The sequence below is a fragment of the Lentzea sp. NPDC036949 genome (genome assembly GCF_055608075.1).
Genome location: NZ_JBVJRA010000006.1, coordinates 115,865 through 129,037, shown reverse-complemented (window position 1 = coordinate 129,037; position 13,173 = coordinate 115,865). Strand labels below are relative to the sequence as shown.

Here is a 13,173-nt window from a genome sequence, read left to right as displayed (position 1 = left end):
CGGAAACCGTCGAATGCCGTTCGACGCGTTCGACGGTTTCCCGTTCTTCGTTGCGGTGTTGTCACCTCCACGGTATGTGAAGTTTCTTCGCGTTGCTCTAGCCTCGCGGCGTCGTGCTCGATCGCGAGGCGGGAGTGGTGCCGTGCAGGTGTTGACCAGAACTGTCGTCGTCGCCGGCTTGGTCGCGGCGGCCCTGCTCCCGGCCACAGCCGTGGCGGCGCCGGCCGGTGGGACGTTCTCGGTGCTCAGCTACAACGTCGCCGGGCTGCCGGAAGGCCTGTCCAGCGGCAACCCGAGGGTGAACACGCCGATCATCGGCCAGCGCATCCGGCCGTACGACGTCGTGCACGTCCAGGAGGACTTCAACTACCACGCGTCGTTGTACGCCAACAACACCCACCCGTTCCGCACGCCCACCAGCGGCGGCGTCCCGTTCGGCGACGGCCTCAACACCCTCGCGAACTACCCGTACTCCGACCTCGTTCGCGACAAGTGGGACCGCTGCAACGGCACGGACTGCCTGACGCCCAAGGGCTTCACTTTCTCCCGCACCAGGCTGGCCGAGGGCGTGCTGGTCGACTTCTACAACGTGCACTCCAACGCCGGCTCGACCGACGCGGACCTGGCCGCCCGCCGCGCCAACATCAGCGAGCTCTCCCGGTTCATCGCCGCGAACTCCGCCGGCAACGCCGTCGTGGTCGCCGGTGACACCAACACCCGCTACACCCGCGCCGGCGACAACATCCGCGAGCTGGTCACCGCCAACGGCCTCACCGACGCGTGGGTGCAGGAGGAACGGGGTGGCGTGCCGCCGGAGGCCGGCAGCCCGGCGCTGGTCTGCGACGACGCGAACGTCACCGACGCGTGCGAGGTCGTCGACAAGGTCCTGTTCCGCGGCAACCGGTACATCACCCTCAGCCTCACCCGCTACGCCAACGAGAACGCCGCCTTCCGCACCGCGGACGACAAGATGCTGTCCGACCACTACCCGATCGCGGCGGACTTCCGGTGGACCCTCGACCCGGCCCTGTCGCTCAGCGACCAGTGGGGCGGCCCGCACGGCACTCCGTTCACCGACGTGGCCACCGTCCCGCCGGCGCAACGGGTGACCCAGCTGACCCTGCGCACGGGCTCACGGGTCGACCAGGTGGGCCTGGCACTCGCCGACGGCACGACGTTCACCCACGGCGGCAGCGGCGGCACGGCCCAGCAGCTGACCCTCGCACCGGGGGAGCACCTCACGTCGGTGACCCTCCACTCCGGACAACACGACGGGCGCACCCGGATCTTCTTCGCCCGCTTCACCACGAACACCGGCCGCACGCTGTCCGGCGGCACTGAGACACCGAACGCCGTCACGTACACGGCACCGGCCGGGTTCCAGATCGCGGGCTTCCACGGCCGCGCGGGCAGCGAGGTCGACGCGCTGGGCGTGGTCTGCACGCGCGTCGGGTGATCGACGCGTCGTCCGACCGGCCGGCAGGTCCGGCTTCGACCCGGTTCGACCGGTCGTCGTCGAACACCGCCAGGCTCGTTTTCGATCTCGTTCGACGCTACGGTCGAGGTTCCGGGAGCGTTCCCGCACAGTCCGCAGTGGACGGCCGAACGAGGAGAGCAAGTGCACCGGTTGAAGCCGACGGCAGCCGCCGTCCTCACCGCCGCGATGACAGCGGCCGTCCTCTCCGCCGGTGCGCCGGCGGTCGGTGCCGCAGCCGGGTGCCGGGTGGTCTACCAGGTGACCAACGAGTGGCAGGGCGGGTTCATCGCCTCGGCGGAGGTCACGAACCTCGGTGACGCCGTCGACGGCTGGCAGCTGACGTGGTCGTTCGGCGGTGGGCAGACCGTCACGCAGCTGTGGAACGGGACCGTGCGGCAGTCCGGTGCCCAGGTGACCGTCACCAACACCGGCTACAACGCCCGCATCGGCACCGGTGCCACCGCCGGGGTCGGCTTCGTCGCCACCGGCGCCACCACGCCCGCCCCCAGCGGGTTCGCGCTCAACGGCACCGCCTGCACGGGGGACACGCCCGCGCCGGACCCGCTGACGCAGGCGCACACCGCCGGCCGGGTCACCGCCACCGGCCAGTACACCTGGCCCGGTGTCTACTTCGAGGGCCGGTTCCGCGGCACCGGCGTCGGTGTGGTGCTCAACGACGCGGTCAACGACTACGACGTGCAGGTCGACGGCACGACGGTGGCCACGCTGGTCAAACCCGGCAGGGTCACGCACCAGGTCAGCGGGCTCAGCAACGCCGAGCACCGCGTGCGGGTCGTCAAGCGCACGGAGAGCACGTACGCCGCAGGGCAGTTCGGCGGGTTCGTCGCGGCCAACGGCGGCGTGGTGCTCGACCGGCCGGCGGCGCGCAGCAGGCAGATCGAGTTCATCGGCGACTCGCTGACCGCCGGCTACGGCAACCTCTCGACCACGCGGGACTGCTCCGCCAACGGCGGCGTCGACCGCAACACGAACTCCGACATCAGCTTCGGTGCGCTCACGGCTCGCGCGCTGAACGCGGACTACCAGATCAACGCGTTCTCCGGGCGCGGCATGGTGCGCAACTACGCGGGCGGCCAGCCGGGCACCAGCTACCGCACCTACTACGACCGGGCGCTGCTGCACGTCGAGGGCGACGTGTGGGTCAAGCCCCCGAGCTGGCAGCCGAAGGTCGTCGTGGTGGGCCTGGGCACCAACGACTTCTCCACCGCGCTCAACCCCGGTGAGCAGTGGCCGACGCAGGAGAGCCTGGTCACCGCCTACAAGAGCGCCTACCTCGGGTTCCTCGCGAAGCTGCGGACCCGCTACGGCGCCGGCACGGAGATCGTCGTGGGCGTCCCGGAGGCGTCCGGGGTGTTCGCCGACGCCGCACGCCAGGTCGTGCAGGAGCGCACGGCCCAGGGCGACAGCCGGGTCCGCCACTGGAACTTCGCCGACCCCGCCATCGACCGGCTGGGCTGCGACTGGCACTTCTCCGCCCGCGACCACCGGTTGATCGCCACGAAGCTCGGCGACTTCCTCGCCGGGCTGGGCATCACCTGGTGACAGGGGTGGGCGGTCCCGCGACACCGGGACCGCCCGCACGTCACTTCGCTTCGAGCACGAACACCGGGATCTGCCGGTCGGTCTTGGTCTGGTACTCGGCGTAGGGCGGGTAGGCCGCGACGGCCCGCTCCCACCACTGGGCGCGTTCGTCGCCGTCGACCTCGCGTGCGACGAAGTCCTTCGTCACGGTCCCGTCCTGCAGCTTGATCTCGGGGTACGCCTTGATGCTGTGAAACCACGCCGGGTGCTCGGGCGCGCCGCCCTTCGAGGCCACGACCGCGTAGCTGCCGTCGTGCTCCACGCGCATAACCGGGGTATAGCGCAGCTGGCCGCTCTTGGCGCCGCGCACCGTCAGCAGCACGATCGGCCGGTCGAAGATCAGGACGCCCTCGGTGGTCCCGGTCTCCAGGATCTGCTTGGTCTGGTTCTGCACCCAGTCCTCTGGGCTGAGCGCCACGGTGTCGTCTGCCATGCAACGATCAACATCGCGCGGGCCGCGAATGTTCCCCACGATCGGGTCAGTGGTCGCTGAACTGCGCTTCCGTCGGCTGGACCACGTCAGGCCGGACCGGTAGGGCGGGCAGCACGAGCCGTTCGCCGTAGAGGTCGGTGACCGCGACCGGCCCGCCGCAGCCGGCGCCGTTCTCAGCGAGGAAGTAGTTGTACTCGGCCCTCGGCAGCTGCCGCCACCGGCCGTTGACCTGCACTTCGAGCCTGGCCACGGGGTTGCGGTGGTCGATCACCTGGAGGCCGCACCACCACTGGCTGGAGCCGGTCTTGTAGCGGATCGACAGGGTGCGGTCCAGTGGCGGGCTCACCAGCGACCAGGTCACCGGGATCTCACCCTGCACAGGTGGCGCGAGCAGGGCGAACGCCTCCGCGCCCAGGTCCAGCTGCCCGGCCCGGCACGGCGCGGGGCACAGGTTGGTGACCCGGGCCGTGACGCTCTTCCCGTTCGCGGCCTTGACCAGCACGTACGCACCACAGGCCGCCGAGTTCTCGTAGTCGGCCCAGTTCATCGCGACGGTCAGCGGGTCGGGGCTCTTGTCGTACGAGCAGGCACCGCCGCCGTCGGAGTCGTAGAACGTCGCCACGCCCGTGCGTGTCACCCCGGGCTGGATCTTCCCGGCCAGCGGTGCCCCGACCGGCGCAGGCACGGCGGCGGTGGTGGTCGTCGGCGCGGTGGTCGTGACCACGGGCGACGACGACGAGGTGGGCACGGCCGTAGTAACCGGGGGAGGAGCACCCGACCCGGCCGCGGCGGCCGGGGTGCCCGCGATGCCGGGCGGGTCGCGGACCACGACCACGACCGCGACCAGCACCACGAGCACTACCAGCGCGTACGGGGCGGCACGCCTCACCGCCGCACCATGGTCCGCTGCACCGCGATGAACACCAGCAGCAGCACACCGATCACGATCTTCGTCCACCACGAGCTGAGCGTGCCCTGGAACGAGATCAGCGTCTGGATCGTGCCGAGCACCAGCACCCCGGCCAGCCCGCCCAGCACGTAGCCGACACCACCGGCGAGCAACGTCCCGCCGATGACCACGGCCGCGATCGCCTCCAGCTCCATGCCGACGGCGTGCAGGCCGTAGCCCGACAGCATGTACAGGCTGAACAGCAGCCCGGCCAGCGCCGAGCAGAACCCGCTGATCACGTACACGCCGACCTTCACCCGCGCGGTCGGCAGGCCCATCAGCAGCGCGGACGACTCGTTGCCGCCCACCGCGTACACCGTGCGGCCGAACCGGGTGCGGTGCAGCACGTACATGGCGGCGAGCACGACCAGCAGCGCGATCACGACGTTGTAGGTGATCGTCACGCCACCGGGCAGCGGGATGGCGGCGGTCGCGATGTCGCGCAGCGTGCGGTCCTTGATGGACACCGACTCGACGCTGATCAGGAAGCACAGGCCGCGGGCCAGGAACATGCCGGCCAGCGTGACGATGAACGGCTGGATGTCGAACTTGTGGATCACCAGCCCCATCAGCAGGCCCAGCGTCGAGCCGATCACCAGCACCGCCAGCACGACCAGCGGCACCGGCCAGCCCGCGCGCAGCCCGGCCGCGGTGACCATCGTGGACAGCGCGACCACCGACCCGACGGACAGGTCGATGCCGCCGCTGAGGATCACGAACGTCATCCCCGCCGCGAGCACGATCAGGAACGCGTTGTCGATGAACAGGTTCGCGATCACCTGGCCGGACGCGAAGCCGTCGTAGCGCACCGAGCCGATCCCGAAGGAGAGGACGAACAGCACGACGGTCGCGAGGACGGGCAGGAACCGCGACGGCACCCCGCGCACCCCGCCGACGAGCGTGGTCATGAGACGGCCACCTTCCGGAAGCTGAGCGCCGCACGGGCCTTCGGGGCCTGCACCAGGCACACGGCGATGACGACGACCGCCTTGAAGAGCAGCGTGACCTCCGGGGCGACGCCGATCGTGTAGACGGTGGTGGTGAGGGTCTGGATGATCAGGGCACCGAGCAGCGTGCCGGTGAGCGAGTAGCGCCCGCCCGCGAGCGACGTGCCGCCGATGACGACGGCGAGGATCGCGTCCATCTCGATCCACAGACCGGCGTTGTTGGCGTCGGCCGCGCTCACGTTCGAGCTGATCATCAGACCGGCGATGCCCGCGCACACGGCGGCGAACACGTAGACGGTCCAGATGATCGTGCGCGACCGCACGCCGGCCAGCCGCGAGGCCTCCGGGTTCACGCCGACCGACTCGATCAGCATGCCCAGCGCGGTGCGCCGGGTCGCGAACGCCACCAGCCCCAGCACCAGCAGGCTGATCAGGATCGAGATCGGCAGCACGACGAACCCGGCGCCGACCTGGCGGTAGGCGTCGTTGTTGACCGTCACGATCTGCCCCTCGGTGACGAGCATGGCCACACCGCGGCCCGCCGTCATCAGCACGAGGGTCGCGATGATCGGCTGGATGCCCAGCCCCGCCACGAGGAACCCGTTCCACAGCCCGAGCACCGCGCACAGCACGAGCGCGATCGCCATGCCGGCGAACGCGGTGCCCGCCGAGTCGGACGTTCCGATGTGGACGCACGTGACCGCGCCCGCGATCGCTGCCACCGCGCCGACGGAGAGGTCGATGCCGCGGGTGGCGATCACCAGGGTCATGCCCAGTGCGATCAGCAGGGTCGGCGCGCCGTTCTTGAGCACGTCGACCAGGCCGCCGTAGAGGTGGCCGTCCTGGACGCGCAACGAGAAGAACGACGGCGTGACGACGAGGTTGAGCAGCAGCAGCGCGGCCAGCGCGAGCAACGGCCACAGCAAACGGTTCTTCACGACACCACCTTCTCCGGTGCGGCTCCGCCCGCGATGAGCTCGACCACCTCGTCCACGCCGGTGACCGACCCGTCCAGCTCGGCGATCTTGCGCCGGTCGCGCAGCACCACGATCCGGTCGGCGATGCGCACGACCTCCTCCAGCTCGGCGGAGATGAACAGCACCGCGGTGCCCTCCGCGGCCAGGGTCGTGACGAGCTGCTGGATCTGGGCCTTCGCGCCGATGTCGATGCCCCTGGTCGGCTCGTCCAGGATCAGCAGCCGCGGCTCGGTGACGAGCCAGCGGGCGAGCAGGACCTTCTGCTGGTTGCCGCCGGACAGGGTGCGCACCAGCGCGTCCGGGTTGGCCGGGCGGATGTCCAGCGCCGTCAGGTACTTCTCGACGAGCTGGTCCTTGGTCTTGCGCGACAGCGGCCGGGTCCACCCGCGTGCGGCCTGCATGGCGAGCACCAGGTTGTCCCGGATGGACAGGTCCGCGACCACGCCCTCGCCCTTGCGGTCCTCGGAGCTGAACGCGATGCCGGCGGCGATGGCCGACCGCGGTCCGCGCAGCCGCACGGGCTTGCCGTCGACGAGCACCCGGCCGGAGTCGGCCTTGTCCGCGCCGAACAGCAGCCGGGCGAGCTCGGTGCGGCCGGAGCCGAGCAGACCGGCCAGGCCGACCACCTCGCCCGCGCGGATCTCCAGGTCGAACGGTTCGATGGCGCCGCGGCGGCCGAGGCCCTCCGCGTGCACCAGCACCGGTCCCTCCGGGTGGCGCTGCTCGGCGGCGTCCTCGATGGCCTCCAGCGCGCCGAGGTCGCGGCCGATCATCTGGGCGATCAGCGCCCGCCGGTCGACCTCGGCGGTGAGGTGCTCACCGACGAGGGTCCCGTTGCGCAGCACCGTCATCCGGTCGGAGATCTCGTAGACCTGGTCGAGGAAGTGCGACACGAACAGGATCGCGACGCCCTCGTCGCGCAGCACCCGCATGATGCGGAACAGCTCGGCGACCTCACCGGCGTCCAGGCTGGACGTCGGCTCGTCGAGCACGAGCACCCGGCAGTCGACCGCGATCGCGCGCGCGATGGCCACGAGCTGCTGCACCGCGATCGGGTGCTCGCCGAGGCTGGAGGCCGGGTCGATGTGCACGCCGATGCGGGAGAGGACCTCGGCGGAGCGCTTGCGCATGGCCGGGAAGTCGATGCCGCCGCGCTTGCGGGGTTCGCGGCCCAGCAGGATGTTCTCCGCGACCGTGAGGTTCGCGCAGAGGTTGACCTCCTGGTAGACCGTGCTGATGCCGGCGTGCTGCGCCTCGCCGGGGGAGGAGAACGCCACGTCGGCGCCGGCCAGCACGACCTGGCCGCTGTCGGGGCGGTGCACGCCGGTCAGGGTCTTGATCAGGGTGGACTTCCCGGCGCCGTTCTCGCCCATGAGGGCGTGCACCTCGCCGGGGAACAACCGGAAGTCGACGTCCTGCAACGCCTTCACGCCGGGGAACGCGAGGGTGATGCCCCGCATCTCGACGACTGGCGGCGGTGACTCGGTCATGGCTCAGGCCTTCGTCGCTGAGGTGCGGGACCCGTCGCCACTTGGGCGGAGCGACGGGTCCCGCGGTCTGGTGGGGCGGTGGGTGGTCACGACCGCGCGACCACCCACCGCGTGTGCTGTCCTGCGGCGGGGACCGGGGTCAGTACTGGCGCTGCGGCAGCGCGGTCTTGGCCTGCTCCTGGGTGAACGTGCCCTCCTCGGTCACGACCCTGGCCGGCACCTCCTCGCCCTTGACGACCTTCTTCGCCAGGTCCATCAACTGCTTGCCCAGCAACGGGTTGCACTCGACGATGAAGTTGATCTCGCCGTTGGCCAGCGCGGTCATGCCGTCCTTCACCGCGTCCACGGTGATGATCTTGATGTCCTTGCCGGGCACCTTGCCGGCGGCCTTGATGGCCTCGATCGCGCCCAGGCCCATGTCGTCGTTGTGGGCGTAGACCACGTCGATCTTGGGCTGGGACTTGAGGAAGGCCTCCATGACCTGCTTGCCGCCGGAGCGGGTGAAGTCACCGGTCTGCGAGGCGACGACCTTGATGTCGGACTTGCCGGCGATCTTCTCCTCGAAGCCCTTCTTGCGGTCGATCGCGGGCGCGGCACCGGTGGTGCCCTGCAGCTCGACCACGTTGGTGGGCCCGGAGGCGTTGGCCACCAGCCAGTCACCGGCCTTGCGGCCCTCCTCGACGAAGTCCGACCCGAGGAACGTCTTGTAGAGCGAGGTGTCGTCGGAGTCGATCGAGCGGTCGGTGAGGATGACCGGGATGTTGGCGCGCTTGGCCTCCAGCAGCACGGTGTCCCAGCCGGTCTCGACGACCGGGCTGAACGCGATCACCGACACCTTCTGCTGGATGTAGGACCGGATCGCCTTGATCTGGTTCTCCTGCTTCTGCTGCGCGTCGGAGAACTTCAGGTCGATGCCGGCGGTCTTGGCCTCGTCCTGGATCGACTTCGTGTTGGCGGTGCGCCAGCCGCTCTCGGCGCCCACCTGGGCGAAGCCCATGGTGATCTTGTCGCCGGACTGGCCGGAGGCGGCATCGCCGCCGCCGCTCGAGCCGCCGCACGCTGTCAACGCGAACAGCGCGACCACGCTGGCGGCTGTCGTGATCTTCTTCAGCACTGGGATTCCTCCGGGGTGACGACGGTGTCGCGGAGCTCGACCGCGTGTCCGCGGTTGTCAGGTGGACAACAGTGAACGTTCACATCTGCCGCGTCAAGTCCTTGCCCGTAACGAGTTCGCAGCCCTATGTTAACGCTCACTTCCGAGCAGGGGAGGCAAATCCGTGCCCCGCAAGTCCGTGCCCCGCAAGCACGTGTTGTTGTCCGCCGCTCTCGCCGCCGGTCTGCTGGTCGGCGTGCCGGGTTCGGGCGCCGCCGCGGAGACCGACTACGCGCTCAAGGTCGACGCCACGGCGAAGGGCCCGTCCATCGACGACTCGATGTACGGCGTGTTCTTCGAGGACATCAACCGCGCCGCCGACGGCGGCCTGTACGCCGAGCTCGTGCAGAACCGCTCGTTCGAGTACGACCCCGCCGACAACGCGGGCTACACCGGGCTCACCGCGTGGGCACCGCACAGCGGCACCCTGGACGTGGCCGACGACGCCGGGCGCCTCAACGAGCGCAACCGCCGCTACCTGAAGCTCGGCCTGCCCGCCGGTGTGATCAACTCCGGTTACAACTCCGGCATCGCCGTGCGGGAGGGCCAGCGCTACGACTTCTCCGTCTGGGCCCGCACCGACCAGGCCAGGACCGCGCTGACCGCCACCGTGACCGATCCAGCCGGTGCCCCGCTCGGCGACCCGGTGCGGGTCGAGGTCCGCGGTGACGGCTGGGCGAAGTACACCGGCACCGTCCGCGCCCGCAGGTCCACGACGACCGGCCGGCTGCTCGTCACCGGCGAGGGCACCGGGACGCTGCGGCTCGACATGGTCTCGCTGCTGCCGCAGGACACCTTCAAGGGCCACGGCCTGCGCCGCGACCTAGCCGAGAAGGTCGCCGCGCTGAAGCCCGGCTTCGTGCGCTTCCCCGGCGGCTGCCTGGTCAACACCGGCAGCCACCAGGGCTACGACGCGCCGGGCTACGAGCGCCGCCGTTCGTACCAGTGGAAGGACACCATCGGCCCGGTCGAGCAGCGCGCCACGAACTGGAACTTCTGGGGCTACAACCAGTCCTACGGCCTGGGCTACTACGAGTACTTCCAGTTCGCCGAGGACATCGGCGCCATGCCGCTGCCCGTCGTGCCCGCCCTGGTCACCGGCTGCGGCCAGAACCGCGCCACGGACGACCCCGCGCTGCTGCGCCGGCACGTCCAGGACACGCTGGACCTGATCGAGTTCGCCAACGGCCCCGCCGACTCCACCTGGGGCCGCAAGCGCGCCGAGATGGGCCACCCGAAGCCGTTCGGGCTCACGCACCTCGGCGTCGGCAACGAGGAGAACCTGCCCGACGAGTTCTTCGCCCGCTTCACCGAGTTCCGCACCGCGATCAACGCGAGGTACCCGGACATCACGGTCGTCAGCAACTCCGGCCCCGACGACACCGGTGGCGTGTTCGACCGCCTCTGGCAGCTCAACCGGCAGGCCGGCGTGAAGATGGTCGACGAGCACTACTACAACAGCCCGAGCTGGTTCCTGGAGAACAATGCCCGCTACGACTCCTACGACCGCAACGGTCCCAAGGTGTTCCTAGGCGAGTACGCCTCCCAGGACAACAAGTTCTTCAACGCGCTGAGCGAGGCCGCGTTCATGACCGGCCTGGAACGCAACGCCGACGTCGTGAAGCTCGCGTCGTACGCGCCGCTGCTGGCCAACGAGGACTACGTGCAGTGGAAGCCGGACATGATCTGGTTCAACAACCACGCGTCGTGGGGCTCGGCGAGCTACGAGGTGCAGAAGCTGTTCATGACCAACGTGGGCGACCACGTCGTGCCCAGCACCGCGACCGCCACCCCGGCCACCCAGACCCCGATCACCGGCGCCATCGGCCTGTCCACCTGGGCCACCGCCGCGAGCTACGACGACGTGCGGGTCACCGGCGCGTCCGGTGAGGCGTTGTTCGGCGACGACTTCTCCGGCACCGACGCGCAGTGGACGAAGACCGGCCGCGGCGCGTGGAACGTCGTCAACGGCGCCTACGTCCAGTCCGACGCGGCCGCCGAGGACACGCTCGTCACCGCCGGCGACAGGAGCTGGCACGACTACACGCTGAACCTCAAGGCCACCAAGCAGTCCGGCCGCGAGGGCTTCCTCGTCGCGTTCGGCGTCAAGGACACCGGCAACTACTACTGGTGGAACCTCGGCGGCTGGAACAACACCCAGTCCGCTGTGGAGAAGGCCGCCGGCGGCGGCAAGAGCACCCTGCTGACCGACGGCACCCGCATCGAGACCGGCCGCACCTACGACGTGCGGGTCGAGGTGCGCGGCCGGAAGGTCGCGCTGTTCCTCGACGGGCGGAAGTGGGGCGAGTTCACCGACCAGGTCGCCGAACCGTTCCGCCAGGTCGTCACCCGCGACCGCGCCACCGGCGAGCTGGTCGTCAAGGTCGTCAACGCCCAGGACAACGCCGCCCGCACCCGCGTCGACCTCGGTGTCCCGGTGTCGTCCACGGCGCGTGCGACCGTGCTGCAGGGCCGTCCCGACGACGTGAACACCGAGTTCGCCCAGCCGATCAAGCCCCGCTCCGAGCAGGTGCGGGTGGCGAGCAGCTTCACGCACACGTTCCCGCCGAACTCCGTCACCTTCCTCCGGATCAGGAGCCGCTCGTGATCGACCGCCGATCCCTGCTGCGCACGGGCGGCGTGCTCGCCGCGACCGGGGCGCTCGCCTCCGCCGCACCCGCGGCCACCGCCGTCGCCGCCGAACCCGCGGCCGGGCTGCCCACCCGCAACCCGCTCGTCGAACAGCGCGCCGACCCGTTCGTCACACCGCCCACCGACGGCATGTACTACCTCACCGGGTCCGTGCCCGAGTACGACCGGATCGTCGTGCGCGGAGCGTCCACCCTGGACGGCCTGACCGCCGCCCGCGAGCGCACCATCTGGCGCCGTCCGGCCACCGGGAAGATGGGCGGCTACATCTGGGCGCCGGAGCTGCACCGCATCGACGGCAGGTGGTACGTCTACTTCGCTGCCGGTGACAAGGACGACCCGTTCCGCATCCGCACCTATGTGCTGGAGTCCCCGAACGCCGACCCGCGGCTGGACGGCTGGGTGCTGCGCGGCCAGATCACGACACACCTGGACACGTTCACGCTCGACGCGACGACGTTCGCGCACCGCGGCAAGCGCTACTTCCTGTGGGCGCAGAACGAGCCCGCCGTCGGCTCCGGCACCAACCTCTACATCGCCGAGATGGCCTCCCCGCTCGCGTTGCGGACGGCGCCGGTGCGGATCGCCACGCCGACGGCGTCGTGGGAGGTGCAGGGGTTCCGGGTGAACGAGGGGCCGGCGGTGCTCATCCGCAACGGCCGCGTGTTCGTGACGTTCTCCGCGAGCGCCACCGACGCCCGGTACTGCATGGGCCTGCTGACCGCCGACGAGAACGCGAACCTGCTCGACGCGCGGTCGTGGACGAAGTCGCCGAACCCGGTGTTCGCCACGCATGTGCCGACCTCGCAGTACGGGCCGGGGCACAACTCGTTCACCACGGTCGGCGACGTGGACGTGCTCATCTACCACTCCCGCGACTACCGCGACATCAGCGGCGACCCGCTGTTCGACCCGAACCGGCACACCCGTGTGCAGCGGCTGCACTGGAACGCCGACGGCACCCCGTCGTTCGGCGTCCCGGTGGGGGAGGGAGGGCCGATCACGCGGCTGTCGCCGTTGGACTCCCCGGCGCTGACCGTGCGGCACTACGAGTACCGGCTGCGGGTCGACGGCAACGTCCGCGAGCTGGCCGACTCGCAGTTCCGGTTCGTGCCGGGCTTCTCGGGCTCCGGGACGGTCGCGCTGCAGTCGGTGAACTTCCCGGACCGGTACGTGCGCGTCGACGGTGACGTGGTGCGGATCGACCCGTACGAGGACACGGACGCCTACGGCCGTGCGGCGAGCTTCGTCCGGGTTGCCGGACTCGCTGACAGCACGGCGATTTCGTTGAATGTTGGAGCAGATTCTTATCTCATCCACGACCGGGGGAGACTGGTGACCGGCAAACCCGGAAACGACCGCGACGCGCGCCGACGTGCGACGTTTCGGCTCGAATAGCGGTCACAATGGGTGAGCTGTACCAGGACTGACCGGTGTTATCGCTAACATCATCGGTCTAGACCAAGGATCGGAGACCGTTCGTGGACCAGAAGATT

General features: G+C 70.0%; 10 protein-coding genes. 4 read left to right on the top strand and 6 right to left on the bottom strand.

The window, feature by feature from the left end:
• Positions 1 to 148: 148 nt before the first annotated feature.
• Both ACZ7CD_RS18530 and ACZ7CD_RS18525 read left to right on the top strand, forming a co-directional pair.
• Positions 149 to 1,456, top strand: coding sequence for a jacalin-like lectin (locus ACZ7CD_RS18530; RefSeq protein ID WP_470379329.1), 1,308 nt, complete (start codon positions 149 to 151; stop codon positions 1,454 to 1,456).
• A 162-nt stretch (positions 1,457 to 1,618) separates the two neighbouring features.
• Positions 1,619 to 3,040, top strand: a complete 1,422-nt coding sequence (locus ACZ7CD_RS18525; protein ID WP_470379328.1) for a cellulose binding domain-containing protein — start codon at positions 1,619 to 1,621, stop codon at positions 3,038 to 3,040.
• A gap of 40 nt (positions 3,041 to 3,080) precedes the next feature.
• On the opposite strand, the gene ACZ7CD_RS18520 is transcribed toward ACZ7CD_RS18525, so the two are convergent.
• From ACZ7CD_RS18520 to ACZ7CD_RS18495, 6 genes are all read right to left on the bottom strand, one after another.
• Entirely contained in the window at positions 3,081 to 3,512 is a 432-nt protein-coding gene (locus ACZ7CD_RS18520; RefSeq protein ID WP_470379327.1) for a nitroreductase family deazaflavin-dependent oxidoreductase, read from the bottom strand.
• Positions 3,513 to 3,558: 46 nt separating this feature from the next.
• Entirely contained in the window at positions 3,559 to 4,401 is an 843-nt protein-coding gene (locus ACZ7CD_RS18515; protein WP_470379326.1) for an expansin EXLX1 family cellulose-binding protein, read from the bottom strand.
• A complete protein-coding gene (gene yjfF, locus ACZ7CD_RS18510; RefSeq protein WP_360389474.1) occupies positions 4,398 to 5,369 on the bottom strand; it encodes a galactofuranose ABC transporter, permease protein YjfF in 972 nt (323 codons plus the stop codon). Before yjfF ends, ACZ7CD_RS18515 begins: the two co-directional genes overlap by 4 nt.
• Positions 5,366 to 6,346 (bottom strand): ABC transporter permease, encoded by a 981-nt coding sequence (locus ACZ7CD_RS18505; protein WP_458431811.1) that lies wholly within the window; start codon positions 6,344 to 6,346, stop codon positions 5,366 to 5,368. Before ACZ7CD_RS18505 ends, yjfF begins: the two co-directional genes overlap by 4 nt.
• Positions 6,343 to 7,875, bottom strand: coding sequence for a sugar ABC transporter ATP-binding protein (locus tag ACZ7CD_RS18500; protein WP_360389468.1), 1,533 nt, complete (start codon positions 7,873 to 7,875; stop codon positions 6,343 to 6,345). Before ACZ7CD_RS18500 ends, ACZ7CD_RS18505 begins: the two co-directional genes overlap by 4 nt.
• 139 nt (positions 7,876 to 8,014) lie before the next feature.
• On the bottom strand, positions 8,015 to 8,989 hold the full coding sequence (locus tag ACZ7CD_RS18495; RefSeq protein ID WP_360389466.1) for an ABC transporter substrate-binding protein: 975 nt from the start codon (positions 8,987 to 8,989) through the stop codon (positions 8,015 to 8,017).
• Positions 8,990 to 9,152: 163 nt separating this feature from the next.
• On the opposite strand from ACZ7CD_RS18495, the gene ACZ7CD_RS18490 reads away from it, so the two are divergent.
• Positions 9,153 to 11,636 carry an alpha-L-arabinofuranosidase C-terminal domain-containing protein gene (locus ACZ7CD_RS18490; RefSeq protein WP_360389463.1) on the top strand — a complete coding sequence of 828 codons (2,484 nt, stop codon included), beginning with the start codon at positions 9,153 to 9,155 and terminating at the stop codon, positions 11,634 to 11,636.
• Entirely contained in the window at positions 11,633 to 13,075 is a 1,443-nt protein-coding gene (locus tag ACZ7CD_RS18485) for a family 43 glycosylhydrolase (protein ID WP_360389460.1), read from the top strand. Before ACZ7CD_RS18490 ends, ACZ7CD_RS18485 begins: the two co-directional genes overlap by 4 nt.
• Positions 13,076 to 13,173: the final 98 nt, after the last annotated feature.